The organism is Streptomyces sp. NPDC040589 (assembly GCF_055594445.1).
Genome location: NZ_JBVIWP010000003.1, coordinates 363,517 through 387,312, shown reverse-complemented (window position 1 = coordinate 387,312; position 23,796 = coordinate 363,517). Strand labels below are relative to the sequence as shown.

Below are 23,796 nucleotides of genomic sequence, written 5' to 3'. Positions count from 1 at the left end.
GGGCTGAGCCTATGGCGAGCACAGCTCCGAGCCGCCACAGGCCCCTCCGGCCCCGTCAGTCGTTCGTCGGTGTCGCCTTGCGTCGGAGGACGATCAGGGTCGCTCCGCCGATGACGACGAGGGTGAGGGCGATGCCCGCGATCAGCGGGGTGACGCCGGTGGAGCCGGTTTCGGCGAGGTTGGTGTCGGAGGCCGTGCCGCCCACCGTGGCCGGGCTCGGTTCGCTGAGGGTCTGCGTGGCCGTGCCCGTCTCGCTGCTCCGGGTCTGGCAGTCCAGCATGCCGGTGAAGCGCTGGGTGAAGCCGCCTGGGCCGTGGATCGTGAAGTCGTACGCCTGGTCCTCCTGGAGCGGGACCGTCACCGTCCTGGTCTCGCCCGCGGCGATGGTGTGCTCAAGTCCGGCCAGTTCGAAGGTGAACGGCTCGTCGCCCTTGTTGGACGCGATGATGTCCACGCCGCCCTTGGCGCAGTTCTTCGCTGCCGACAGTGCCGGTATCGCACCCTGCTTCGCCCAGGTCGCCCCGGCCGTCGCGGACACCGTCGACTCGCTGGAGCCGGCCAGGATCTGCGTCTGGCTCCGGCTCTCGGAGGCGAAGGCCCGGCCGACCGGCACGCTGGTCGAGGCCTGCACGGTCAGTTCGGCCGTACCGGCCGGCGCGTCCTCGGGAACGTCGAAGAACACCTGCCCGCCGTCGGCCGCGGACGTGATGGCCCTGCCCTGCTTGTCGACGATCCGCACCCCGCTCGTGGCGGCGTCCGCGGGCGGCGCCACCGTCACGCCGCTCGCGTTGGTGTGCACCGTGACCGGGCCGAGCCGCTCGCCCGGCCGGCCGGAGACCGCGGGCGGGTCGAGGGTGAGCGAGGCGCGGGGCTCCGGCAGATTCCGGGCGTTCTTCTCCAGGAAGTCCGCGAGCTGTTCGGCCTGCGGGTCGAGGGCGTCGACGGCCACGTCGTCCGAGTAGCGCCAGATCGCCACCTGCGTGCCGGCCGCCGCGTCCTGCTCGGTCAGCGCACCGCGCACGCCCGCCTTCCGCGCGAGCGCCGCGAGGTTGTTCACCTGCGGGTAGGAGTTCTGCAGTATCCAGCGGATCCGGCCGGCGTCCTTGTTGGCGCCCAGGGACGTGCCACCCCAGGGCGTCTCGTGGTACTTGGCGTCCCGCTGCGTGGGGTTGTGGAGGTCGACGCAGTACGTCTGCAGCATGCCGCCGCCCTCGACGGACATCTCGAACAGACCCGCCGACACCTGCTGGTCCCCGGTGCCACCGTGTATCACCGCGGTGCCGTACGTCTTGAGTCCGGCTATGGTCGCGGTCGCCCCGCCCTCACTCTGTGTCGTCTCGTCGGCGGCCGCCTGGCCGGCACCGGCCAGCACGCCCGCGGCGACGAGCCCGGACACCAGCGTCGCGGCGCCGAGGCGGGCCGCCCCTCGCCTGCGTACGAACACCGCCGAGAACGAAGCAAACACCAAATTTCCTTTCGAGCAGGACCCGTTGACGTGGGGGGTACGGTCCCACCAGCAGAAATCAGAAGCCTCACAGGCATCGAGAGCCCCGAGAGCCATGTCCCGGCATCCTAGGGAGGCGTCGGACCCGGCCCGCCGGTCAGACGGTCGGATGAGTGATCCGACTCGGAATCGTTATCGCCAAGATCCCCTGCGGGCAGGTCTTATCGACAAATCCACCCCTGGTCGTACGGTGCGCACTCGCCGATAAGCCGCAGTCCGGACAGGGCGATGGTGACTGACGTCACGTCAGCACGGCTGACTCTGGCTGTCGTTGAGCCGGTGCGTCTGCGGGCTGCGCTGAATCGTCCGGCGGCGTTTCCCAGTTGGGCTCCGGTGATGCCGGCATGACCGCCGTCTCCGGCTTGCCTCCGCGCCGGAAGGCCGAGGTGCCCCAGGCGAGATCGTGGCCGATCGCGACCGCGTCGAGGTCCGCCGAGGTCCAGCTCTGGCCCTCGCGCACATCGGTCCGCACCTTCAGCCTGCCCTGCACGATCACGGGCTCGCCCACCGTCAGCGACGCCGCCGTGTTCGTGGCGAGCTGGCGGTTGGCCCACACCGTGAAGAAGTTGGTGTGCCCGTCCGTCCACGTGTTCTTCTCGCGGTCCCAGTAGCGCGCGGTCACCGCCAGCCGGAACCTCGCCGACGGGCCGGACGCCATCTCCCGGTACACCGGCTGCGTCGCCACCCTGCCGACCGCGCAGACCATCGTCTCGTTCATCGCGAACCCCCTCCCTCGCCCGGACTCCGACACCGGGCCGAGCCCCGTACGGGCCCGTCCCGTACGGCTGTGTCCGCCAGACTGCCGCGACCGGGCCGAGCCCGCTGAGCGCTGTGGACCACCGCCCACCTGTGGAAAACTCCGCCACCCCGACGGGTGACGCCGAGCCACACGTCCATTCACACGTGCAGAGCCACACGCCCGGCCACACGTCCAGCCACACACAGACGCGGCGAGGGCGACGCCCGACCGGACGCCGCCCTCGCCGTACCCGCGCACGCGGCCCGTCACAGCCGCCACGCCCCCGCCGTCATCGCCCGGCCCCCACCACCCTCCCGTACTGCTCCCGCACCTCCAGGTACCGCAGCAGCTCCGCTGCCACCGGATCCAGCACCCGGGCCCTTCCGCACCCGGCCGCCGCCTTGCGTAGTCGGCGTTCCGCCTCCAGTCCGTAGCGGCGGGCCGGGCCGCGGGCCGCCATCCGGCAGCTCCACTCGACCAGCGGACCGCCGACGATGCCGATCACCATCAGCAGCACCGGCACGCCCAGGTTCGGCGACATGATCTGGAAGATCTGGCCCAGCAGCCACAGGCCGCCCAGGAACTGAAGGATCGTCATGGAGGCCTGGGACAGCACGGCCACCGGCCACCACCCCGGCCGCGGCGGCCGCCCCGTCGGCACCCCCGCGCGCACGGTCAGCTCGTCCAGCGCCTCGGGCAGCCCCTGGGAGCCGCGGACGGCCGCCTCGCGCACCGCCTGCGCCCAGGGCGCGGGCAGCCCGGCCGAGGCCCGGTCGGCCACCGTACGGACCGCCTGCTCGACCCGCTGCCTGGCGGTCGCCTCCTCGTCGGCCTGCGTACGCGAGGGCAGCCGGCCCGTGGTGGGCTCGCCGTGGTCCTGGTACCAGCGCCACAACCGCAGCCAGGGCGTACCGCACGCGCGGTTGGCGTTGCGCAGCCACGCCCGTTCGGCCGCCTCCCCCGCCGCCGTGGCGCCCACCGCGTCGGCGAGCCGGTCCGCGAACTCCTCCCGGGCCTGTTCGCTGAGCCCCGTCCGGCGCCGGGTGGCGTAGACGGGCCACAGCCGCGCCGCCGCGATGTCCACATCGGCCGAGACACGACGGGCCGGCGCCCCGCGCTCCCCTACGAACTGGCCGAGCGCCTCGCGCAGGTCCGCGATGCCGTCCCCGGTGAGCGCGGACACCGGGAGCACGGTCGTACCCGGTTCGCCGTACTCCCCGAGGGCGATGCCGTCCTCGTCCAGGAGTCGCCGCAGATCGTCGAGGACCTGGTCGGCGGCCTCCCCGGGCAGCCGGTCGATCTGGTTGAGGACGACGAACATGACCTCCGCGTGGGCCGCCATCGGCCGCAGATAGCGCTCATGGAGGACGGCGTCGGCGTACTTCTCCGGGTCGACGACCCAGATGACCGCGTCGACGAGCGCCAGAATGCGGTCCACGTGCTCGCGGTGCTGTACGGCCGCCGAGTCGTGGTCGGGCAGGTCGATCAGGACGAGCCCCTGCAGCCGGGACTCCGCGTCCCCGGTCGGCAGCGGCCGTCGGCGCAGCCGGGGCGGGATGCCGAGCCGTTCGATGAGGCTCGCCGCCCCGTCGCTCCAGCTGCACGCGATGGGCGCCGCGGTGGTGGGACGGCGCACTCCGGTCTCCGAGATGGCCACGCCGGCGAGCGCGTTGAACAGCTGTGACTTGCCGCTGCCGGTGGCGCCCGCGATGGCGACGACGGTGTGCTGCCCGGAGAGCCTGCGCCGCGCGGACGCCTCGTCGAGCACCCGGCCCGCCTCCGCCAGCGTCCTGCTGTCGAGCCGGGTACGGGAGAGCCCGACCAGTTCGCGCAGCGCCTCGAGGCGGGAGCGCAACGCCCCGTCGTACACCAGTGGTCTCATCGCGGGCGGGGCGGCGGAACGGCTGTCCACGGCGGCGAACTGACTTCCGTCCGTCGTCTCGTTGACGCGGCGCGCGATGAGCCCGTCGTCCCAGGCGCCCGTGGAGTCCGTACGGGCGTCCTGCACGCGCGCGTGGGAGCCGTTCTGGGCAGCCTGAGAGGGCTGTGCCGAGGCACTCCCGGCGGACCCTCCGGCGGACCCTGCCTTGTCCCCGTCGTCCGGCTGATCGGCGTGCTCGGTGTGGTCCTGGTCAGTGACGGCGGTCACCGGTCACCTCTCCTTCTGCAGTACGGACAGCGCGGCGATGAGTTCGGCCTGGTGCTCGGGGTGGACGTCGAGCGCGTCGAGCGGAGCGAGCCGGCGCTCACGTTCGGCGTACAGGACCCGGTCGACGTGCTGGGTGAGCAGCCGTCCGGCCCGGTCGCGGAGCCGCAGTGCGCCGTGGGCGCCGATCCGCTCGGCGAGCCCCTCCCCCGCCATCCGTCCCCGGCGGCCGCCCAGCAGGCCGGTGGCGACCAGGGCGGCGACCAGCTCGGGGTCGGGCGCGACGTTCCGTTCGAGCTCGCTCACCTCGTCCTCGGCGTACTCCTCGAGCTCCCGCCGCCACCGCCGTACGGCCAGGCCGATCCGGTGCTCGACGCTCTCGGCCGCGGAATCGCCGGGCGCGAGCTCCGGGGCGGCCGCCGCCGGTTCGCGCCGCCAGGCGTCGTCCACGCGCTCGTCGGCGGCGGTGACGGCGCACAGAAGCACCGCGCTGAGGCTCTCCACGAGCGCGTCGAGGAGTTCACCGGCGGTGCAGTCCAGTGGGAAGGCGCGCCACCGTTTGAGCGCGTCCCCGGCGAGCACCGCCCCGGTCTGCAACCGGCCCCGCACGCGCTTGTGCTCGCTGTCGTACGCCCCCTCGACGGCGCTGGTGAGCCGCAGCGCGGCCGAGTACTGCGCCGCGGCGGCGCCGGCCAGCTCGGGCATCCGGGACTTGAGCGAGTCGAGAACGCCGTACGCCGTACGGGCCAGGACCTGCTGGCGGGCCGCCGGCTCCTGGGCCTGGTGGATCAGCCAGGTGCGCAGCTGGGCGACGGCGGTGAGCGGCAGCAGGCCGCCGCCGAAGGCCGACTCGGGCAGTTCGGGCACGGTGAAGCGCGGCACGTGTCCGAGACCGGCCTTGGTGAGCAGGGCCCCGTACTGCCGCGACACCTCGGAGACCACCTGGTGGGGCACCCGGTCGAGCACGGTGACGAGGGTGACGTCGTACTCCTTGGCGGTGCGCAGCATGTGCCAGGGCACGGCGTCGGCGTAGCGGGCGGCCGTGGTGACCATGACCCAGATGTCGGCCGCGCAGATGAGCTCGGCGGCCAGGACGCGGTTGTCGGAGACCAGGGAGTCGATGTCGGGCGCGTCGAGCAGGGCGAGGCCGGGCGGCAGCGTGTCGGCGCTCTCGACACGCAGCACGCGCGCGGGATCCTCGCCGGGGAGCAGCAGGTCGTCCGTGTCGTTCTGCTGGGGCGCCCACACGCGCGTGAGATCGGGCAGCACCCTCATCCCGCCGAACCAGTGATGGTCCTCCGGATGGCAGACGAGCACGGGGGTGCGTGTCGTCGGCCGCAGCACGCCCGCCTCGCTGACCCGACGCCCTACGAGGGAGTTGACCAGCGTCGACTTGCCGGCTCCGGTCGATCCGCCCACGACGGCCAGAAGCGGCGCTTCAGGCTCCCGCAACCGGGGCACCAAGTAGTCGTCGAGCTGCGCGAGCAGTTCGTCGCGGTTGGCACGCGCGCGTGGGGCCCCCGCCAGGGGCAGCGGGAAGCGTGCGGCGGCGACACGGTCGCGCAGGGCGGAGAGTGCGTCGAGCAGCTGAGGCCTTACGTCCAAGGTCACCACATGTGAAGAATGCCCAATTTTAGGGGAATTCTGAAGCATATGAGCATGTCTGCGCGCCGACAGGACACAAGGGATGGAAGGGGCGACTGGGACACAGGCACACTCCAGGCATAACGAGTGCACAACACCCGATGCCTCTGACGCCAAAAGCGGTGCACGATTCGTACCTGCCTGCGATTATCAGGACCGCTTCACCGAACCTCCACATCGAGCCACGGAGGCGAGGCAACAGGGGCAAGGACGCGGGAGCCCTATCCTTGTCCCCGGCAACGTCACGGATCAGCCCACACCAGGGCACCACGACAGAGGCCACCACACCGGCCCCCGTAGCTCAGTGGATAGAGCAGGCGCCTTCTAAGCGCTTGGCCGCAGGTTCGAGTCCTGCCGGGGGCGCAAGTCTCCGCCCTCCCATTTGGGAGGGCTTTTTGCTGGCCAGGGCACATGCCAGGCGGCATGGCGAAGCCCCGGACGCCCCCTTGGTGATCAAGGGCGGGCTCCGGGGCTGTCCGGCTGTTACCGGGTTTTTGCGGGTAGCCGTGTCGAAGTTCTGGGCCGAGGGGTCAGCCGGCGGATGGCCGTCGCTCAGGGAGATCTCCGGCAGCTTCGAGCCGCCTCTTCGGGTCGGGCAGCTGGCCCTCGACACAGCGGGCGTAGGTCGCCAGGAGCACGGCAACGCTGTTCCCGGCCCACTCGGCCACCTGGGCGGGCGGGATCCCGTCGTTCAGCCACTTCGTCAGGCGCGTGTTCCGGTTGTCGTAGACGCGCCGTCCGGTGGGTGACTCGAAGATGTGCGGGGGCAGTACGGCCTTGCGGGCGTTGCGCCACGCCCGACGGATGACGGAACCGGCGAGGATGCCGCCAGACTCGCCTTGGAACAGCAGGTCACCTGGCTTGAGCTGTTCGTCCTCGATGTGCTGCCGAATGATGCGCGTGAGGGCGGGATGCCCCGGGACAGTGCGGGTCTCACCCTCCGCGCGGCCTTTCAGGTCGCGTTGATTCGTGGATCTCCCCCGTGTCTGTCCACTGCTTCCCGACCTCGGGGGTCGCGGTGTGGATCAGCAGCTCGCACCACTGGTCGTCAGCGTCGGACTCGGGCAGGGCCACGTCCTCCACGCGCATGGCTACGGCTTCCTCAGGCCGTGGGCCGCAGTAGTACAGCGTGGCGAAGAAGGCGTGGAGCCGCTTGCCGCCCCGCGGTCGGCGCCGTAACCAGTCGAGGATCGCCGCCGCCTGCTCCGGGTTCAGCAAGGACCGTTTGTCCACGGCGTTCGTGGTCTTTACGGCGGCTGTCGACTCCTTCCCCTTGGGCAAGGGGTTGGCCCTCAGGATGCGCCGCCGGACGGCGTACTTCAGGCGACGTTGAGAATCCGGCGGTTGCGCTTGCGGGACCAGGCCGCCGCCTGCTTGCCGTCGAGGCGCGTGTCGATGGCGCGCAGGACCTGGTCGACCTTCTCCGGGTCCTCCCAGGCCGAGACGGGCAGGGAGTTCCGCTCGACCCATCGGAGGATGGCCGCCACGTCTCGGGGTGCGTCGCGGCGTCGGTTGGTATTGAACGCCCATTCCCGCAGCGCGGTGCGCACGGCCGCAGGTACGAACTGGGTGGGCTTGGCCCGCAACAGCGCGATGTGGTCCAGGGCAGTACCCAGGTCTGGGTCATCGGCGCCGCGGCGGACACCGCAGCGGCAGACGCCCCGGTCGGGCCGGTTGTGGACCGGGCCGAACGAGGGGGGCGGTGAGGGTGGTTCTGTCGGCGAGGAGGAAGCCGCCGAGCAGCAGGACGGCGATGAGCCAGGCGGGCAGGCGGGCGGATGAGCTTGACGCCGAGGTAGCCGACGACGAGCAGGGCGAGTGCGGCCGTCGATGGTCGGGCCGTCCACTCGGACCTTGGCGGCGGCAGCGCGGATGGCGTCCGTGAGACGAGCGCAAAGCCGAGCACTTCCTCGGTTTCGTCGGCCTCGCCGCAGCACTCATCGGCTACCGCCGACTCAACGGATGACCTGCACTGCGCCCAGCCGTCCTGCCATGCTCGACGTTATGGAATTCGAAGGCTTCCCGGTCAGCGGCTGGCGAACGAGAGCCGTACCCATCCAGAGGCCTGCCGGGTCTCCAGCCATCCTGATCGTGCGGTCACGGGGTCCGTTGACCAGTTTCATCGTCACGCCCGTCGTCGACACACCCAGGGTGAAGAAGGAAGGGGGCTACTTGTTCCGGACGTTCGGCACCGCACCCCATATGTTCGTGCTGCCCGGCGAATACACACACGTCAAGGTGGAGAGAGCCGGAAAAGAAGGAAACGGCTTCGCCCGATGGCACCTGGATCGAGTCGCCGTCGACGATCTGCGTCCCTTGAAGGGCCAGGTCACCGGAACAGGTGGAGAGGTCTTCACCTGGCACGGCGACGAGGGTGACGTCCGCTTCAACTTCCCAGAAGAGAAGTACGGACAGCGTCTGTTGAATTTCTTCTCGTTCGAGGAAGGAAAGCAAGAGCGCGTGGAGCGCGACGGAGACACACGCGGTACGGCCACCATACCCGGCCCTGGTTTCGTGAGAATCCAGGGAATGGGCACGTGGCAGGTCACCACCATCTGAAAATTCTGGAACCCAGCAGCCCTTCGCGGAGCAGCCGCGAAGGGCTGCTCGTTTTCAGGAGGAAAAATTGGAGCCCATGACGATGTCAGGGCCTCCGGAGCCGCTTGCCTGGTTGCTGGCGTTCCGAGAGGGGAACGCAGGGTGACCCCTCCTCTTGGAGGAGGGGTCACCCTGGCTAGTACTCGCCGCCGTCCCGCAGCTCCTGGGTTACCTTGTCCACCTGGTCCGGGCAGTAGGCCTTCACGCCCATCAACAAGAGCTCGTTCGCCTCGGGCTTTCTCGTACCCCAGTCCCCGCCCGATGGGTACAGGCCGCCCTCGCTGAAGAGGAACGCGACACTGTGACCCTCGGCGAGCCCGTCGCACCACATCTGTGGGAACTCGATGAGGTCCCCGTCTGCCGGCTGAGTCTCCTGCTGGTGCCGCTCAGCATCGCGGTGACCGGTTCCGCGGTTCCGGCCCTGGCCGGCGGGCCGTTGGCCGCCCTGGCCTTCGGCGCGGTCGTGGTCGCCGTCGCCACGGTCACGGTCGCCGGCCGCCTGGCCATGCGGAGCGCGGCGGCCACACCGGGGGGCCTGGCCAGGGCCGTCTCCTGACCGCCCCGCTGGAACATGCGCGCCGTCCGCCCGACGTCCGGCTCGGCGAACAGAGACGAACAGAAAGGTGAGGCCTTCCCGCCGCCCGCCCCAGGCCCGATCATGGTCCTGGAACCGGACCGAGGGCCGTGGGCCGAGGAAGGGGCGCGACGTGCGGCTGCGCTGTGCTGTGCTGGACGACTTTCAGAAGGTGGCGACCGAGGTCGTCGACTGGTCGCCGATCGCGGGCGAGGTGGAGGTTGTCTCCTTCGACACCCATGTGGACGGCGAGGACGCCCTGGCCGCCGCGCTGGCCGGGTTCGACATCGTGGTGACCCTGCGCGAGCGCGTGTCGTTCCCCGGGTCGTTGATCGCCCGTCTGCCCCGGCTGAAGCTGATCGTCGCCTCCGGGATGCGGAACTCGGTCATCGACTACGCGGCCGCCGAGGAGCACGGCGTCACCGTGTGCGGTACGGCCAGTTCTTCCACTCCTCCCGTGGAGTTGACCTGGGCGCTGCTGCTCGGTCTCGCCCGCGGTGTCGTCGAGGAGAGCAACGCCCTGCGCTCCGGCGGCCCCTGGCAGTCCACCGTCGGCGCCGACCTGCACGGGCGCCGCCTCGGGCTGCTCGGTCTCGGGAAGATCGGCAGCCGCGTGGCCCGGGTCGGCCTGGCCTTCGGTATGCACGTCAGCGCGTGGAGTCAGAACCTCACCAAGGAGCGCGCCGACGAGGTCGGCGTCGAACTCGCCCCCTCCCGGGAGGACCTCCTCGCGAGCAGCGACTTCGTCTCGGTCCACCTCGCGCTGAGCGACCGCACCCGCGGACTGCTGGGGCCCGCCGAACTCGCGCTCCTCAAGCCGACCGCGTATCTGGTCAACACCTCGCGCGCGGCCATCGTCGACCAGGAGGCCCTCCTCGCCGCCCTGCACGAGGGCCGGATCGCCGGTGCCGGCATCGACGTCTTCGACGTCGAACCCCTGCCCGCCGACCACCCGATGCGCACCGCCCCCCGCCTCCTCGCCACCCCTCACCTGGGCTACGTCTCCGACGCCAACTACACGACGTACTACGGCCAGGCGGTGGAAGACATCCGCGCGTTCCTTACGGGCGCGCCCGTACGGCGGCTGCCCTGACGCCGGTGTGAAATACAGACACAACAATGGCCGGGACCCGGTATCGAGTCCCGGCCATCCTCCGCTGCGCGGGTGGACTCATACGAGGGGCGCCGCCGCGGACCAGGCGCCTCGGACTCGGCGGGAGTCAGGTCCTCTTGCCGGGGACGACGGTGCTGCTGACGCAGGAGACCTGGCTGTGCGCCGTCGGGCAGTCCTGCGACGAGTTGTTGGTGACGGTGACCTTGCCACCCTTGTCGGTGGTGTACGTGTACTGGCTCAGTTCCACGCAGCGCACCTGACCGTTGCCGTCGTCGACGCACTTGCCGGGGTCACCGAGGGCGGAGGCCTGGGCGGCACCGACACCGATCAGAGCGAAGCTCCCCAGAATTCCCGCTGCCGCCGCGATCTTCTTCGAGTTGAACATCTACCTTTTCCTTTGCGGTCGACTCCCCGCCGCTGGGCGAGGAGTCGTTCCGGACGCATATACGGCTGAGAAGCCAAGAGGCAGGCCCCGGGGCTCGGACACCTGGTTCGAGCCCCGGGGCCTGCCTGTATCACCTGGTGGGTGATTACTTGCCCAGGGAGAAGGTCTGCGAGCAGGTCACAGACTCGCGCTCGCTGTTGTCCTGGTTGGCGAGACCCAGGATGGCGAGGTTGACGTTGATGTCGTCGATGTTGATGAGACCCTCACGCGAGTCGTTCTGCTCGCACGACTGGGCCTGCTTGTTGTCGAGCTTGAACTGCTCGTCGCCGTCCGCAGCGTGACCAACGCCAGCGCCGAGGAAGCTGACGCTGCCGAGCATGGCCACGACGACCGCGGCCTTCTGGTACTTGCGCATTACTTCTCCGATTTTTCTCGAGTTGACACAGACCGTGATGGACTGGTCACCGACAGTTGCCAACCTTAGGCGGCGTGTACGCCTCTTGCCGGGGCGAAACGCCCAATCACGTAACTTTCTGGATAAAACCTGTTGTACGACCGCGCCGACCGCCGGAGTCGTCAGCCCCTCGGGGCGGGGGCCGTGACGCTGTCGACGCAGCTGACCTGACTGTGAGCGGTCGGACAAGTCTGCGTCGAGTCGTTGCGGACGGTGACGTTGCCGGCCTTGTCCGTGATGACCTGGTACTCACTCGTCTGCACGCAGCGGACGTTGCCCTTGCTGTCCTGGACACATGTGCCAGGACCCTGCGCGGAGGCCTGGACGGCGCCGACGCCGATCAGGGCGAAGCTCCCCAGGATTCCCGCCGCCGCCGCGATCTTCTTCGAGTTGAACATCTACCTTTTCCCTTTAGCCAGGCGGCAGGCCCCGGGGCTCGAATCGAACCCCGGGGCCTGCCTGGATCACATCTGATCAGTGGCCGCCGCGCAGCGAGAAGGACTGCGAGCAGTTCAGCGACTCGCGCTCGCTGTTGTCCTGGTTGGCCAGGCCGAGCAGGGCGGCGACGTTGACGTTGACGTCGTCGACGTTGACCAGACCCTGGGTGCTGTCGTTCTGCTCACAGGACTGGGCCTGCTCGTTGTCGAGCTTGAACTTGCCGTCCCCGCCCGCAGCGTGGCCCACGCCGGCGCCGAGGAAGCTGACGCTGCCGAGCATGGCCACGACGACCGCGGCCTTCTGGTACTTGCGCATTACTTCTCCGATTTCTCGAATCGACACAGACCGTGGTGGTCCGGTCACTGACAGTCGCTAAGATAAGCGGCGTTTGCGGCTTTTGCCACACGAAACGCCTCGTGGCGTGGGTTTCTTGTGAAAGTGCACGTAGCAGCGCTGCGGCGGTTGCGCCAGGTGGTCCATTCGGGGCCGCCACGCCGACCCAACTCCCGTTCGGGCAGCCGCCGCTCACGACGAGCGGGAACTGCCCGGTCGCCCGCGCGCAGACGACGGAGACGACAGTCCCGGCCAGTAGACAGGTCGAGGGGCGGGGATACGCAGACGGCCGCCCATCAGCACCCATTTGGCGGAGCCCCTGTTCAAGATGGGTGATCCGGAGAAGATTTCTCGTGACCGGTTGGGGGCCGCCGCGTTGAACGGGCAGTGCGGCAGCGCGTACTGCTGCCGCGCTTACCTAGTCAGTAAGGGAGAACGTGATGTCTCGCATCGCGAAGGTTGGCGCTGTTGCTCTCGGCACGAGCGCCGTGGTGCTCAGTGGGGCCGGTCTCGCCGCGGCGGACGCCGGCGCCAAGGGCGCGGCCATCGGCTCGCCCGGCGTCCTGTCCGGCAACGTGGTTCAGGTGCCGGTCCACGTTCCGGTCAACGTGTGCGGCAACACCGTGAACATTGTCGGCCTGCTGAACCCGGCCGTCGGCAACGAGTGCAAGAACGATGACGGCCACAAGAAGCACGGCAAGAAGCACGGTCACCGCCACTGACCTCTGCTTGACCCGAGAGCCCCGGCCCCCCGAATGCCGGGGCTCTCCCCATGTCCCCTCACGCGTAGCGGTAGATCCGGCCGACGTCCTCCAGTTCCTGCGGCGTCACGTCCCACGGCGGCAGGCTCTGGCGCCGGGCCACGATCCGGCCGTGCTGCCGGTCGCCCCGGCCCGGCGGCGTGGCGGGGAGGTAGCGGGCACCACGGTGCCGGCGTTGCCAGCGATACCACTGCAGGTCGATGAAGGCGTGGTGCAGCCAGAACACGGGGTCGTTGACGGAGGCGCCTCCGAGCATGTCCCCTCCGACCCAGCCGTGCACCCGGTTGTGGTTGCGCCAGGACGTGTTGTCCCGGCCGGTGCCCCAGCCCTCCAGCTTGTTGCGGAAGCCTCGCGTGACCGTCGAGTCCCAGGGCGCCACGTCGTAGACGGGGTCCTTCAGTGCCCGGGCCAGCTCGCTCTTGGTGGGCAGGTCCATCGGTCTGCGGGGGCGTCCGAGCTCCCGGGTGAGGAAGTCCCGGTCGGTCACGTTCACCTTGATGGTCCAGTTGCCGTGCCGGTAGGCGAACGGACCGGTCATCACCTGGTGGTCGGAACGGCGCCCGTCGCCCCCGAGGAGACGGTCCGTCCAGGGCGCGGAGGTGGTCGTGCGGTCCCGCGTCCAGTCCCAGTACGGCACCGTCACCGACGAGTCCACCCGGCGCAGCGCGCGCTCCAGGTCGAGCAGGAACCGGCGGTGCCAGGGCAGGAAGGAGGGCGCCATGTGTGCGGCGCGCAGCCCGTGCTCGCCGTCCGCGGAGAAGTACTCGACGTGCGTCCGGACGAACTCGTCGTACTCGCCCCGCCGTTTGACCTCCAGCAGCGCCTTGACGAACCGGCGCTGCTCGGCCCTGGTGAGCGTGGCGGCGTCCCTACGTACGTACGCCACGCCGGTCCTCCGTGTGCGCGTGCCCCGCGCTTCCCGGCCCCGGAGCCGGCGCGCGCAGCCGCTGACCGGGGCCGAGGGCGTCGACGGCGGCGCGGGCGGCCTCGAGCGGGGTCCGGTAGGAGCAGTAGTGGTCGACCATGCTCAGCCAGGTGCCGTCGGCCCGGCGCATCAGGTGCAGCGGGCGGCCGTCCACGGTGACGTGCCACCGGCCCTGCCCGGCCGGGCCGTGCGACGGGGTCCACGCCACGCCGATGCGGCGGCCGCGGTAGGTCTCGGCGAAGGCGGTGTCCTTCCGAACGCCTTCGGGGCCGAGGCGTCGCGGCCAGAAGGCCAAGGCCGAGGCCACCGGGGCCGCCAGGCCCGCGGCGAGGGCGCAGACACGCAGACCGCGTGTCACCTCCCGCCGCGTCACCTCCCGCCGTGTGCTACCCGCCGGCAGGGGGCCCGCCGGGGCCGGCGCCCCGTCCCCCGCCGGTCCTCCGCCGATGCTGACGGCCATGGCCCACTCCTCGTCCGGTTCCGGTGTCGTAGCCGTAACGCCGGACGTCCCGCGCGGTCACCGCCGCGCGGCCAGACAAGTGATCACCGATGTCCGTCCCGGCGGGGAGGGGCCCGCGTCAGTGGCCGGACACAGCGGAGGGCCGGTCCTCGGACTTTCCGAGGACCGGCCCTCCGCAGGGCGTGGTTCCAGCCCTAGAACCACAGGTTGCCGTGCAACGGCTTGGCGTCGTTGACCGTGGACGCGGCGTTCTTCGCCGTGTGGACCAGCGACTCCTTGCCTTCGGCGGTCACGTCCAGGGGGACCTTGGTGCTCACGCCGCCGGTGAGGTCGGTGGACGCAAGGTCGCGAGAGTTCTGAGCGGCCGGAGCGGGCTCGGGGGCGGGGGCGGGGGCGGGCTGAGCGGCCGGAGCGGGCTGCGGAGCAGGCGGAGCGACCGGAGCACTCTGAACAGCCGGGGCAGGCTGGGGAGCCGGAGCAGGCTGAGCGACCGGAGCGGGCTGCGGAGCGGGCTGCGGAGCGGCCTGGGCAACCGGAGCACTCTGCACAGCCGGAGCGCTCTGAGCGACGGGAGCGCTCTGCGCCGGAGCGGACTGGGCAGCCGGGGCGGCCTGGGCGACCGGGGCGGCCTGGGCGACCGGGGCGGCCTGGGCGGCCGGAGCACTCTGGGCCACCGGAGCGCTCTGCACATCCGGAACGCTCTGAGCGGCGGGGGCGCTCGGGGCGACCATGGCGTCCTGGGCGAACGCCGGGGTCGCGGAACCGGCGGCGATCAGGGACCCGGCAAAGACGGCGGCAGCCTTCAGAGACTTCATCGTGTTCCTTTCTTCGGCAACGCACGTCGCCGGAGTGGTTTCTGTCGCCGTGCCTAACGAGCCCTGGCCTGGGCGGAAACCGGAACTGCCGAAGATTGCCAATACCTCATACGAGATCTATTAAAAGACCGGACCTCGGGGTGTAAAAGAACAAACAGTCGTGGCGCCGCTCCCTGAGGCCGGCACCACGACTGGACGGGCTCATGGGGCCGGCGGCAGCAGCGGCGTCAGCACCGAGGTCTGGGGCGAGAAGAAGGAGTCGGGCTCCGCCTCCGAGGTCGACGTCGTGCTGGACGTCACCGTCGGAACGGCATCCTCGTCCTGGAGCGCCGGGTCGCCCGAGGTCAGTTCGGCGAGGAGCTCGTCCACCCCGCCCAACAGGTCGTCGACCAGGGGAAGGAGGCCTCCGGCACCACCGGTGATCCCTTGCAGGAGGCCGTCGACAGCCCCCAGCACGAGGTCCAGCAGGTCGGTCACGGGGTCGGCGGCGCGCCGCTCGGGCACCAGGGCGGGAGCGGGCAGGACCGGAGCCGGCAGCACGACCGGCGCCGGGGTCAGGGGCTCCACGGGGGACGGGGTGTACTCGTCCTCGGCGGCCGCCTCGGCCAGGGCGGCCTTCGCGGCGTCACCCAGCCTCGTCGCCTCGGCCGCGGACAGTCGGCCGTTGTCCCGGAGTACGGCGTTCAGCAGGTCGGCGACGGGGGTGAGCGTGCCCCAGTTGATTTTCCCGATCTGCACGAGGCGCACATCGGCGCCGGGAAGCCGGGCATCGGAGGCCACATGGCCGTGCCCGCGGGCCGAGTCGGCCGCCATGGCGACGGGGCCGGTGATCCCGACCAGAAGGGCGGCGCACAGTGCGCTGGACGCGATGCGCCGTGCGGGCAGAGCACGCATGGGTATTCCTTTCGACGGCGATGGATCTTGAGCCCACCGTGAAAGCACCGAGGACGTCCCGCAACCGCTCATACGCTTTTCGGGAATCCATAATTCCCTCTTTCGCCGCGTCCAGCCTGATCAGACGCTTTGTCAGGTCGTGTCGACTCGACCCCTGACGGAGTAAAGGCCCGGCCACCGCCGGGCGGAGGCGCGGCCCGGCGCCGGAGCGGCGGTCGGAACCAGCAAACACTTGCGATTTCACGATTCCGACACACTTGTCAGACTTCACCGAATTTCATCGACTATGTCCGATTGATGACTAGAGTTGCGAACCGCCCGACGCACTCCTCAGCGCGGACACATCGCACTCGTGGCGCTGCCGCCACGGCCACCTGTTCCGAAAGGGCAACGACCGGTCATGCGCCATTCCCTGGGCCCGCTGTTTCGCCGCGCGACCGTGGGCGCCCTCGCCCTTGCCGCCATGTGGGCAGCCAGCAGTTCCCCGGCCGCCGCGCCGGCCGCGGCGCCCTCGCCGGAGGCCGAGTCCCTCGCCTTCGCCGAGCGGTACCGCGCGCTCCAGCACGGCGGCATCGTACGCGCTGCCAACGCCTCGATCACCTGCCGCGTGGCCCAGCGGCCTTCCTGCCCGGACGCGCAGGCGGGCGGTATCGCGGCGAACGGCGACTTCGACATGTTCTACGTCGACGTCGACCGCGACCCCAACACCTACAACTCCTCCCGCTCCGAGGTCCGCCTGCCCAGCGGCTCCCGGGTGACGTACGCGCGCCTCTACTGGGGCGGCAACCTGCGGGTGGGCGAGCAGAAGCCGCCGGAGGACAACGGGCGTGTGCTGATCGCCGAACCCGGCGGAGAGTACAAGCAGTTGCTCGCCGACACGATCGTCGGCCACCGCGTACTGGACGGCATGGACGCCTTCCAGGCCTCGGCGGACGTGACGGGGCTGGTGCGGGAGGGCGGGTCGGGCCTGTACACCGTGGCGCAGATCAACATCGCCATGGGCAGGTCGGCGGCCGGGGCATGGGGCGGCTGGACCCTCGTGGTGGCCTACGAGAACCCGTCGGAGCCGCTGCGGCACCTCGCGGTCTGGGACGGCTTCACCCCGCTCAGGTCCGGTGCCCAGGAGGTCCGTGTGACCGGTCTGGGCTTCGCGGCGGGCGCGTGGGGCCGTGCGGGCCTGGTGACGTACAACGGCGACCGCGGCACCGGCGGCGACTCGCTCACCGTGGCGACCGGCCAGTCCGGGACCGCTCTCACCAACGACGCCAACCCCCGCGACGACGTCCTCAACTCCACCATCAGCGAGCCCGGGGCGGACGCGTCGCGGGTGCCCGCCCACGCCAACACCCTCGGCTACGACTCCGATGTGTTCGACCTCGGAAACGGTCTGCAGCAGAGCGGCGACCAGGCGACCTTCCGGATCCAGTCCCAGCACGACGCGGCGTGGGCCGGCGTGCTCTTCGTCGCCGTCGACGCACGGCGGTGAGTCCGTCGCCGTACGCCCCGAACGCCTTCGCGAGCGAGGAATCCGCGCACATGCATCTGTCATCCACCGCCCCCAACCCCAGAGTCCTGCACCTCACCCAACCGGTGGACGGGGGCGTGGCGCGCGTCGTGACGGACCTGGTCGCGGCACAGCTGTCGGACGGCCTGGACGTCACCGTGGCCTGCCCCGACAGCGTGCTCACCGCGAGACTGCGCACGCTCGGCGCGCGCGTACGGCACTGGCACGCGACGCGGTCGCCGGGCACGTCGCTCATCCGGGAGGTACGGCATCTGGCACGGGTGATCGACGAGGTGCGTCCCGATCTGGTGCACGCGCACAGCGCGAAGGCCGGACTCGCCGGACGCCTCGCGGTACGCGGGCGGATCCCGACGGTCTTCCAGCCGCACGCCTGGTCGTTCGAGGCGGTCGGCGGAGGCACCGCGGCCCTGGCGCTCATGTGGGAGCGCTGGGGGGCGCGTTGGGCCTCGCGCACGGTGTGTGTGAGCGAGGCGGAGCGGGCGACCGGCATGGGCGCCAGGATCACCGGCCGCTGGACCGTCGTCCCCAACGGCATCGATCCGCAGCGCTTCCACCCGGCCACCGCCGGCCTCGTGCGCTCCGGGCTCGCACCGCTGGCCGGCCTCCACCCGGCGGCACCGCTCGTGGTGTGCGTGGGGCGGCTGTGCCGGCAGAAGGGGCAGGACGTCCTGCTGCGGGCCTGGGACGACATCGTGCGCAGGGTGCCCGACGCCCGCCTCGTCCTGGTCGGCGACGGGCCGGACCACGACCGGCTGCGCGAAGGCGCCCCGGAATCCGTGGTGTTCACGGGAGCCGTCACCGACGCCTCCCCCTGGTACCAGGTCGCCGACCTCGTCGTCCTGCCGTCCCGCTGGGAGGGCATGGCCCTGGCGCCGCTGGAGGCGATGGCCTGCGGGCGGCCCGTGGTGGTCACGGACGTCGACGGTGCCCGCGAGAGCCTGCCGCCCGCCTTCTCCGCCCGGTGCCTGGTCCCGCCGGAGAACCCGGCGGCGCTGGCCCGGGCCGTCACCGAGCTGCTGATCGACCCGCTGCTGCGCGAGTCGCTCGGCGACCAGGGCCGCCGGCACGTGCTGTCGACCCACGACGTGCGGCACACCGCCGAGGCCGTCTCGGACGTCTATCGCGATCTGCTCGGCCCATGGACCGCCGCCATCCCCGGCGCTGAGCACAGTCAGCGGCTCGACACCGGACGTGGCGCCGAACCGAACCGGACGACGCAGCGCGTCGAGCCCACCGAGTACAGGGAGTCCATCCACTCGTGACCGCCGAACGTACCGTGCCCTCCCCCGGCGTACCGCCACGGGAGCACGGATCCTCACCAGTCTCGGTCATGCCGCCCCGCGGCACCGCCACCGGTTTCCGGCTGTCCGCCCCGCGGGGCCCCGCCCGGCCGGCCTCGCCCGTCCCGCTGCTCGCCGCGGACGGCGTCGCCGCCCTGGCGGGCGCGCCGGTGCTCGCCGAGGCCCCGCGCCAGCCACTGCTCGTCACCCTGCTGATCCTCCTCTCACTGCTGCTGCGCCGGCGCGACAGGCGGCCGCCCGTACCGGGGCTGCTGGAGGAACTGCCCGCCGTGTGCGGCCGCGTCGCGGTGGCCTGGCTGGCGCTCGCGGCGCTCCTCGCGGCGTACCGGCCGGAGCACGCGCTGTCCCTCCGTACCGTGCTGACGGGGCTCGCGCTGCAGGCGACGGCCGGCTGTGTGCTGCGCGGAGCCGTGCACGCGCGGCGGCGCGCCGCGCTGCTGCGCCACCCGCACACCGCGCTCGTCCTCGGCCCGGTCGCGACCGCGCAGCGCGTGGCCGCCGCCGTCCTGCGTCAACCTCGCTGCGGCGTACGGCCGGTGGGGATCGTCGCCGAGCAGCCGGACGGCACCGAGACCCTGCCGGTGCTGACGACCGCCGAGGAGGTCGAGCGGGCGGTCATCCAGAACGGGGTGCGGGCGGTGCTGGCCGTGCACCCCTCGGTACGCGCCGAACAGGAGCCACTGCTGCGGGCGCTGGCCGAGTCGGGCTGTGTGGTCTGGGAAGTCGACGCCGACTCCCCGTCGTACGCGACGCGGGAGCGGCTGGCCGGGTTCTCCTGCCGGCGTCTGGACATGTCCCCCGCCCGGCACGGCAGCGCGGGCAAGCGGGCCCTCGACATCCTGGTGTCGGGGGCGCTGTTGCTTCTGGTCAGCCCGCTGCTGCTGACCTTCGCCGCGGCGCTGCGGCTCAGCGACGGGCCGGGCGTGGTGTTCCGGCAGGAGCGCATCGGCAGGAACGGGGAGCCGTTCACGCTGCTGAAGTTCCGTACGCACCGCCCGGTCGACGAGCACGAGTCGGCGACCCGGTGGAGCGTGGCGAACGAGGGCGAGATGCGCTGGTTCTGCCGGATGCTGCGGCGCACCTCGCTCGACGAACTGCTCCAGCTGTGGAACGTGCTCCGGGGCGACATGAGCCTGGTCGGGCCGCGGCCCGAACGCCCCTACTTCGTCGCCCAGTTCGGCCAGACCTACCCCGGCTACTCGGTCCGCCACCGCATGCGGACCGGCATCACCGGCCTCGCCCAGATCCACGGGCTGCGCGGTGACACCTCGATCGAGGACCGCTGCCGGTTCGACAACGCCTACATCGACGACTGGTCCCTGTGGCAGGACGTGTGCATCCTGCTGCGCACCGCGGCCACGGTGGTACGTCCGACGGGGAGCTGAGCGGTGAGCCTCGCACTGACACCGCTCCCGCGCCGCGTCGTCGCGCTGACGCCGGCCCTGCCCGTGGTGGCCGTACCCGCCCTGCTGGCCCTGCCGCGGACACCGGACGGCGCGGGGCCCGCCGACGTGCTCTCCGGGCTCGTGGTCGTCTACTGCGTGATCCGTCTCCTGCGCGAGCGGCGGCGCCCGCTGTCGCCCGCCGCGGCCGTGGTGCTGGGCCTGCCCGTCGTGGGGCTCGCGATCGCCGCCATGGGGGCGTTCTCGCCCCAGGCCGGACTCACCGGCCTCGGACGCTATCTGCAGACCTTCGTCCTCGTCCCGGCGGCCGTGCTGCTCCTGCTCCGCGACCGGGCCGGCTTCCGGATGGTGGCCTGGTCCTTCGTGGGGCTCGGGCTGTGTCAGGGGGCCGTCGGCGTCCACCAGTTCGTCACCCGGACCGGCGCCTCCTACCAGGGCGCGAACATCCGCGCGGTGGGCACCTTCGGGCCGCAGGACGTGATGGGCATGGCGACGGCGGTCTCGCTGGGCCTGGTGTGCGCGGTCGGGATCGCGCTGGGCCGGGTGTCCGTACGGCAGCGGGTCATCGCGGCCGGGTGCGCGCTGGCGCTGATGCTGCCGCTCGCGCTCTCCTTCAGCCGGGGAGCCTGGATCGCGACCGCCCTGACCTGCACCATGCAGCTCGTGCTGGCCGGATGGCGGCGCGCGCTCAAGGTGGTCGCGGCCGCGGTCGCCTCGGGCGTGATCCTGGTGGGCGGGTTCGGCGTGGGCTCGGCGCTGCTGCAGCAGCGGATCGACAGCATCGCCCAGGTCGCCGACACTCCCGACCAGTCCGTCGTCGACCGGTACACCCTGTGGGCGTCCGCCACGGACATCTGGCGCGGGCACCCGCTGACCGGCGTCGGGCTGAAGGGCTTTCCCGAGTACCGGGACGGGCACGCCACGCTGGCGCTGTCGTCGGGCAGCGAGACCGACGGCGCGGGAGTGGCGTACCAGCGGCAGCCGCTGCTGTCGCCGCACAACATGTACCTGCTGGTGCTGAGCGAGCAGGGCCTGATCGGGCTGCTCGCGCTCGCCGGGAGCTGGCTGGCGCTGCTGGTGTGCGGGGTGCGGCGGCTGCTGCGCGTCCGCGACCGCGGCCCGGGCCTCGACTGCGGGCTCGTCGCCTGCGGACTGCTGGTGTGGCTGCTGACCGACTTCGTGTACGGAGACATCGGCGGTCCCTCGACCGTGCTGATCGCCGTGGGCTTGGGGCTCGTGGCGTGGTGGGCGCTGGCCGGCGAAGCGCGGGCGGACCTCGCGGACCTGCCCCGGGCCGGGGTGCGCGAGCGGGCCGAGGAGGCCATGGCGCGATGACGGTGGTGCCTTCGCATACCCCCGGTCCCGAGACGGACGGCGCGACGACCGTGCCCCCGGCGCGTGCCGCCGTCAAGGCCGGGGACGGTGCCGACCCGGCCGCCTCGGCGTCGGCGCAGGCCTCCGGAAGCTTCCTGGCCAGGGCCGCGCTGGTGACGGCGTCGCTGTCCATCGCCGGCTCGCTGCTCGGCCTGGTGCGCGACCAGTCGCTGGCGCGGCTGTTCGGCGCCGGGAGCGACACGGACGCCTTTCTGGTCGCCTGGACCGTGCCGGAGTTCGCCGCCACGCTGCTCATCGAGGACGGGCTGGCGATCGCGCTGATCCCGGCGTTCAGCATGGCGCTGGCCCGCCGCGCCCGGGGCGCCCCGGGCGACCCGGTCCGCGCCCTGGTCGGCGCCACCCTGCCCCGGCTCTGCCTCGCCCTGACCGCGGTGGCCGCGCTGGTCGCCGGCACCGCTCCCTATCTGGTCCAGGCCCTGGCACCCGGCCTGCCCGACCCGCGGCTCGCCGTCGACTGCACCCGGATCACGGCGACCTGCGTGCTGGCCTTCGGGCTCGCCGGGTACTGCAGCGCCGCCCTGCGGGCCCACCGCTGTTTCCTCGCGCCCGCGGCGATCTACGTCGCCTACAACACCGGCATCATCGCCGCGATGTTCCTCCTCGGCGAGGGCTGGGGCGTGCGCTCCGCCGCGGTCGGGGTGGCGGCGGGCGGCTGTCTGATGGTGGCGGTGCAGGTGCCGGCGCTGTGGCGGCGGCTGGCCTCGCGTACGCAGCCCTTCGCCAAGGCCGGGACCGTCGTCGAGGAGCGGCCGATGCAGGTCGCCCTGGTCGCCGCCGTCCTCCTCTTCGCGCTGTGCCGCCAGTCGCAGGTCCTCGCCGAACGCTTCCTCGCCTCCGGCCTGCCCGCCGGCGCCATCTCGCACCTGAACTACGCGCAGAAGGTCGCCCAGATCCCGATGACGCTGTCGCTAATGGTGTGCACGGTCACCTTCCCGGTGGTGGCGCGGGCGCTCGCGGACGGCGACACCGCACGGGCCCGCAGCCGCGTGGAGCGGGATCTGGCGCTCGCCGCCGCTCTGGTGCTGCTGGGCATGTGCGCGGTGATCGCCTGCGCCCCGCAGATGATCGAACTGCTCTTCCAGCGGGGCGCGTTCACCGCGAGCGACACCGCGGCGACGGCGGAGGTCATGCGCGTCTACGCCCTCGGACTGCTGAGCCAGACCCTGGTGGGCGCCCTCGTGCGCTCCTACTTCTCGGCGGGCCGACCCAGTTGGTATCCCCTGGGCGCGATGACGGCGGGCATCGCCGTGACGTCCTTCATCGGCGCCGCGAGCGTGCACTCCTGGGGCGTGGCGGGGATCGCCGCCGCCAACGCCCTCGGCATCACCGTCACGGCCGCCCTGCTGCTCGCCGGGCTGCGCACGGGGCGTCGCGACAGCCCGCACAGCGTCTCGGTCCGTGTCCCGCAGGTCCTGGCCGAGCTGAGCAGGCTGGTGGGCGCGGCCGTCGTCGCCACGCTCGCGGGGGCGTTCGCCGCGAGCCTGCCGGACTCCCCCGCGGCGGGCCTCGCGGCCGGCTTCCTGACCGTGACCTTCGTCTTCGTCCCGCTCACCTGGGCCCTCGGTGCCCAGGGCCCCGCGTCCGCTCTGCGCTCCCTACGCGCCGTCACACGAAGGCTCACACATGGCCGCTTCCGTTGATTCCCTCGACACCGGCAGACCCTCGGCCCCGCACAAGGGCCCCGTCCCCTGGGTGGCCATGTACCACTCGGTGAGCGACTGCTCGGACGACCCGTACCGCATCACGGTCACGCCCGAGCGGCTCGACCGGCAGCTGGCGTGGCTGCGCCGCCGGGGGCTGCGGGGCGTGTCCGTGGCCGAGCTGCTCGCCGCCCGCGCCCGGGGCGAGGCACGGGGCCTGGTCGGGCTCACCTTCGACGACGGGTACGCCGACTTCGTCACCGAGGCCCTGCCGCTGCTGCGCCGCTACGACTGCCGCGCGACCCTCTTCGTGCTGCCCGGGCGGCTCGGCGGCGACAACGCCTGGGACCCGCTCGGCCCGCGCAAGCCGCTGCTGACCGCGGACGGCATCCGGCACGCGGCCGCCGAGGGCGTGGAGATCGGCTCGCACGGGCTGACGCACGTCGACCTCACCCGGGCGGACAACCTCACCCTCAGGGCGGAGGTCGGCGAGAGCCGGGCGCTGCTCACGGAGCTGACGGGCGCCTGGGTCGACGGCTTCTGCTATCCGTACGGGACGGTCGACGCCCGCGCCGTCGAGGCCGTACGGGAAGCGGGATACACCTACGCCTGCGCCATCGATCCGGGTCCGCTGACCGGTCCGCACGCCCTGCCGCGTGTGCACGTGGGCCAGAACGACACGGCCATGCGTCTGCACCTCAAGCACCGTCTGCACCGGCTGCGCCGGCGCCCGGTGGAAGGCCTGTGA

At 71.7% G+C, this 23,796-nt stretch carries 22 protein-coding genes, 1 tRNA gene and 1 pseudogene; 11 read left to right on the top strand and 13 right to left on the bottom strand.

The genetic code is table 11. The features are described from left to right. Positions 1 to 55: 55 nt before the first annotated feature. The 4 genes from ACZ58V_RS14305 to ACZ58V_RS14290 form a co-directional block, all read right to left on the bottom strand. The gene (locus tag ACZ58V_RS14305; protein ID WP_468189892.1) at positions 56 to 1,465 is read right to left on the bottom strand and encodes a Cys-Gln thioester bond-forming surface protein; all 1,410 of its coding nucleotides are present in this window, start codon (positions 1,463 to 1,465) and stop codon (positions 56 to 58) included. 280 nt (positions 1,466 to 1,745) lie between these two features. Then, a complete protein-coding gene (locus tag ACZ58V_RS14300) occupies positions 1,746 to 2,222 on the bottom strand; it encodes a single-stranded DNA-binding protein (RefSeq protein ID WP_471290199.1) in 477 nt (158 codons plus the stop codon). A gap of 310 nt (positions 2,223 to 2,532) precedes the next feature. Beyond that, complete coding sequence (locus ACZ58V_RS14295) at positions 2,533 to 4,392, bottom strand: YfjP family GTPase (protein ID WP_471290197.1); 1,860 nt, start codon at positions 4,390 to 4,392, stop codon at positions 2,533 to 2,535. A 3-nt stretch (positions 4,393 to 4,395) separates the two neighbouring features. Then, entirely contained in the window at positions 4,396 to 6,003 is a 1,608-nt protein-coding gene (locus ACZ58V_RS14290; protein ID WP_468189898.1) for a dynamin family protein, read from the bottom strand. Positions 6,004 to 6,323: 320 nt separating this feature from the next. On the opposite strand from ACZ58V_RS14290, the gene ACZ58V_RS14285 reads away from it, so the two are divergent. Then, positions 6,324 to 6,396: transfer RNA gene (locus ACZ58V_RS14285), tRNA-Arg, on the top strand. A 167-nt stretch (positions 6,397 to 6,563) separates the two neighbouring features. Here ACZ58V_RS14285 and ACZ58V_RS14280 read toward each other — a convergent pair. Further along, a pseudogene (locus ACZ58V_RS14280) lies at positions 6,564 to 7,730 on the bottom strand (tyrosine-type recombinase/integrase); the annotation flags it as partial. Positions 7,731 to 8,037: 307 nt separating this feature from the next. On the opposite strand from ACZ58V_RS14280, the gene ACZ58V_RS14275 reads away from it, so the two are divergent. From ACZ58V_RS14275 to ACZ58V_RS14265, 3 genes are all read left to right on the top strand, one after another. Further along, positions 8,038 to 8,592: a hypothetical protein gene (locus ACZ58V_RS14275; protein WP_471290195.1), complete on the top strand. Its 555-nt coding sequence runs from the start codon at positions 8,038 to 8,040 to the stop codon at positions 8,590 to 8,592. A gap of 340 nt (positions 8,593 to 8,932) precedes the next feature. Continuing rightward, entirely contained in the window at positions 8,933 to 9,187 is a 255-nt protein-coding gene (locus tag ACZ58V_RS14270) for a hypothetical protein (RefSeq protein WP_471290194.1), read from the top strand. Positions 9,188 to 9,338: 151 nt separating this feature from the next. After that, the gene (locus tag ACZ58V_RS14265) at positions 9,339 to 10,298 is read left to right on the top strand and encodes a D-2-hydroxyacid dehydrogenase family protein (protein ID WP_468189933.1); all 960 of its coding nucleotides are present in this window, start codon (positions 9,339 to 9,341) and stop codon (positions 10,296 to 10,298) included. 127 nt (positions 10,299 to 10,425) lie between these two features. Here ACZ58V_RS14265 and ACZ58V_RS14260 read toward each other — a convergent pair whose 3' ends face one another. The 4 genes from ACZ58V_RS14260 to ACZ58V_RS14245 form a co-directional block, all read right to left on the bottom strand. Continuing rightward, positions 10,426 to 10,704: a hypothetical protein gene (locus ACZ58V_RS14260; protein ID WP_468189935.1), complete on the bottom strand. Its 279-nt coding sequence runs from the start codon at positions 10,702 to 10,704 to the stop codon at positions 10,426 to 10,428. Positions 10,705 to 10,849: 145 nt separating this feature from the next. Next, on the bottom strand, positions 10,850 to 11,119 hold the full coding sequence (locus ACZ58V_RS14255; RefSeq protein WP_184592825.1) for a hypothetical protein: 270 nt from the start codon (positions 11,117 to 11,119) through the stop codon (positions 10,850 to 10,852). A 161-nt stretch (positions 11,120 to 11,280) separates the two neighbouring features. Next, the gene (locus ACZ58V_RS14250) at positions 11,281 to 11,556 is read right to left on the bottom strand and encodes a hypothetical protein (RefSeq protein WP_471290192.1); all 276 of its coding nucleotides are present in this window, start codon (positions 11,554 to 11,556) and stop codon (positions 11,281 to 11,283) included. A 76-nt stretch (positions 11,557 to 11,632) separates the two neighbouring features. Further along, the gene (locus ACZ58V_RS14245; RefSeq protein WP_382826664.1) at positions 11,633 to 11,911 is read right to left on the bottom strand and encodes a hypothetical protein; all 279 of its coding nucleotides are present in this window, start codon (positions 11,909 to 11,911) and stop codon (positions 11,633 to 11,635) included. 458 nt (positions 11,912 to 12,369) lie between these two features. On the opposite strand from ACZ58V_RS14245, the gene ACZ58V_RS14240 reads away from it, so the two are divergent. Next, on the top strand, positions 12,370 to 12,651 hold the full coding sequence (locus ACZ58V_RS14240; protein WP_471290190.1) for a chaplin family protein: 282 nt from the start codon (positions 12,370 to 12,372) through the stop codon (positions 12,649 to 12,651). Between the two features lie 58 nt (positions 12,652 to 12,709). Here ACZ58V_RS14240 and ACZ58V_RS14235 read toward each other — a convergent pair whose 3' ends face one another. The 4 genes from ACZ58V_RS14235 to ACZ58V_RS14220 all read right to left on the bottom strand — a co-directional run bounded on the left by ACZ58V_RS14235 (position 12,710) and on the right by ACZ58V_RS14220 (position 15,784). Next, a complete protein-coding gene (locus ACZ58V_RS14235; protein WP_468189941.1) occupies positions 12,710 to 13,576 on the bottom strand; it encodes a tyrosinase family protein in 867 nt (288 codons plus the stop codon). Next, the gene (locus ACZ58V_RS14230) at positions 13,560 to 14,075 is read right to left on the bottom strand and encodes a tyrosinase family oxidase copper chaperone (protein ID WP_471290188.1); all 516 of its coding nucleotides are present in this window, start codon (positions 14,073 to 14,075) and stop codon (positions 13,560 to 13,562) included. Before ACZ58V_RS14230 ends, ACZ58V_RS14235 begins: the two co-directional genes overlap by 17 nt. A gap of 194 nt (positions 14,076 to 14,269) precedes the next feature. Continuing rightward, positions 14,270 to 14,890: a hypothetical protein gene (locus ACZ58V_RS14225; protein WP_471290718.1), complete on the bottom strand. Its 621-nt coding sequence runs from the start codon at positions 14,888 to 14,890 to the stop codon at positions 14,270 to 14,272. Positions 14,891 to 15,091: 201 nt separating this feature from the next. Beyond that, positions 15,092 to 15,784, bottom strand: a complete 693-nt coding sequence (locus ACZ58V_RS14220; protein ID WP_471290187.1) for a hypothetical protein — start codon at positions 15,782 to 15,784, stop codon at positions 15,092 to 15,094. 400 nt (positions 15,785 to 16,184) lie between these two features. Between ACZ58V_RS14220 and ACZ58V_RS14215 the strand changes: the two genes are divergently transcribed. From ACZ58V_RS14215 to ACZ58V_RS14190, 6 genes are read left to right on the top strand one after another with little or no spacing between them, the layout of a single operon-like run. After that, positions 16,185 to 17,270, top strand: coding sequence for a DUF3344 domain-containing protein (locus tag ACZ58V_RS14215; RefSeq protein WP_468189947.1), 1,086 nt, complete (start codon positions 16,185 to 16,187; stop codon positions 17,268 to 17,270). 50 nt (positions 17,271 to 17,320) lie between these two features. Continuing rightward, entirely contained in the window at positions 17,321 to 18,571 is a 1,251-nt protein-coding gene (locus ACZ58V_RS14210; RefSeq protein ID WP_468189949.1) for a glycosyltransferase family 4 protein, read from the top strand. Continuing rightward, positions 18,568 to 19,995 (top strand): exopolysaccharide biosynthesis polyprenyl glycosylphosphotransferase, encoded by a 1,428-nt coding sequence (locus ACZ58V_RS14205; protein WP_471290185.1) that lies wholly within the window; start codon positions 18,568 to 18,570, stop codon positions 19,993 to 19,995. The genes ACZ58V_RS14210 and ACZ58V_RS14205 overlap by 4 nt, the downstream gene beginning before the upstream one ends. 3 nt (positions 19,996 to 19,998) lie before the next feature. Continuing rightward, complete coding sequence (locus tag ACZ58V_RS14200; RefSeq protein ID WP_471290183.1) at positions 19,999 to 21,348, top strand: O-antigen ligase family protein; 1,350 nt, start codon at positions 19,999 to 20,001, stop codon at positions 21,346 to 21,348. Further along, positions 21,345 to 23,048 carry a murein biosynthesis integral membrane protein MurJ gene (murJ, locus tag ACZ58V_RS14195; protein WP_471290182.1) on the top strand — a complete coding sequence of 568 codons (1,704 nt, stop codon included), beginning with the start codon at positions 21,345 to 21,347 and terminating at the stop codon, positions 23,046 to 23,048. The genes ACZ58V_RS14200 and murJ overlap by 4 nt, the downstream gene beginning before the upstream one ends. After that, positions 23,032 to 23,796, top strand: coding sequence for a polysaccharide deacetylase family protein (locus ACZ58V_RS14190; RefSeq protein WP_468189958.1), 765 nt, complete (start codon positions 23,032 to 23,034; stop codon positions 23,794 to 23,796). The genes murJ and ACZ58V_RS14190 overlap by 17 nt, the downstream gene beginning before the upstream one ends.

Bases quoted from the DNA above. Each gene is read 5' to 3' on its own strand.
- ACZ58V_RS14255 (WP_184592825.1), bottom strand. From the start codon at position 11,119: ATGCGCAAGTACCAGAAGGCCGCGGTCGTCGTGGCCATGCTCGGCAGC.
- ACZ58V_RS14300 (WP_471290199.1), bottom strand. From the start codon at position 2,222: ATGAACGAGACGATGGTCTGCGCGGTCGGCAGGGTGGCGACGCAGCCG.
- ACZ58V_RS14225 (WP_471290718.1), bottom strand. From the start codon at position 14,890: ATGAAGTCTCTGAAGGCTGCCGCCGTCTTTGCCGGGTCCCTGATCGCC.
- ACZ58V_RS14210 (WP_468189949.1), top strand. From the start codon at position 17,321: ATGCATCTGTCATCCACCGCCCCCAACCCCAGAGTCCTGCACCTCACC.
- ACZ58V_RS14245 (WP_382826664.1), bottom strand. From the start codon at position 11,911: ATGCGCAAGTACCAGAAGGCCGCGGTCGTCGTGGCCATGCTCGGCAGC.
- ACZ58V_RS14260 (WP_468189935.1), bottom strand. From the start codon at position 10,704: ATGTTCAACTCGAAGAAGATCGCGGCGGCAGCGGGAATTCTGGGGAGC.
- ACZ58V_RS14190 (WP_468189958.1), top strand. From the start codon at position 23,032: ATGGCCGCTTCCGTTGATTCCCTCGACACCGGCAGACCCTCGGCCCCG.
- murJ (WP_471290182.1), top strand. From the start codon at position 21,345: ATGACGGTGGTGCCTTCGCATACCCCCGGTCCCGAGACGGACGGCGCG.
- ACZ58V_RS14215 (WP_468189947.1), top strand. From the start codon at position 16,185: ATGCGCCATTCCCTGGGCCCGCTGTTTCGCCGCGCGACCGTGGGCGCC.
- ACZ58V_RS14250 (WP_471290192.1), bottom strand. From the start codon at position 11,556: ATGTTCAACTCGAAGAAGATCGCGGCGGCGGCGGGAATCCTGGGGAGC.
- ACZ58V_RS14240 (WP_471290190.1), top strand. From the start codon at position 12,370: ATGTCTCGCATCGCGAAGGTTGGCGCTGTTGCTCTCGGCACGAGCGCC.
- ACZ58V_RS14275 (WP_471290195.1), top strand. From the start codon at position 8,038: ATGGAATTCGAAGGCTTCCCGGTCAGCGGCTGGCGAACGAGAGCCGTA.
- ACZ58V_RS14230 (WP_471290188.1), bottom strand. From the start codon at position 14,075: ATGGCCGTCAGCATCGGCGGAGGACCGGCGGGGGACGGGGCGCCGGCC.
- ACZ58V_RS14220 (WP_471290187.1), bottom strand. From the start codon at position 15,784: ATGCGTGCTCTGCCCGCACGGCGCATCGCGTCCAGCGCACTGTGCGCC.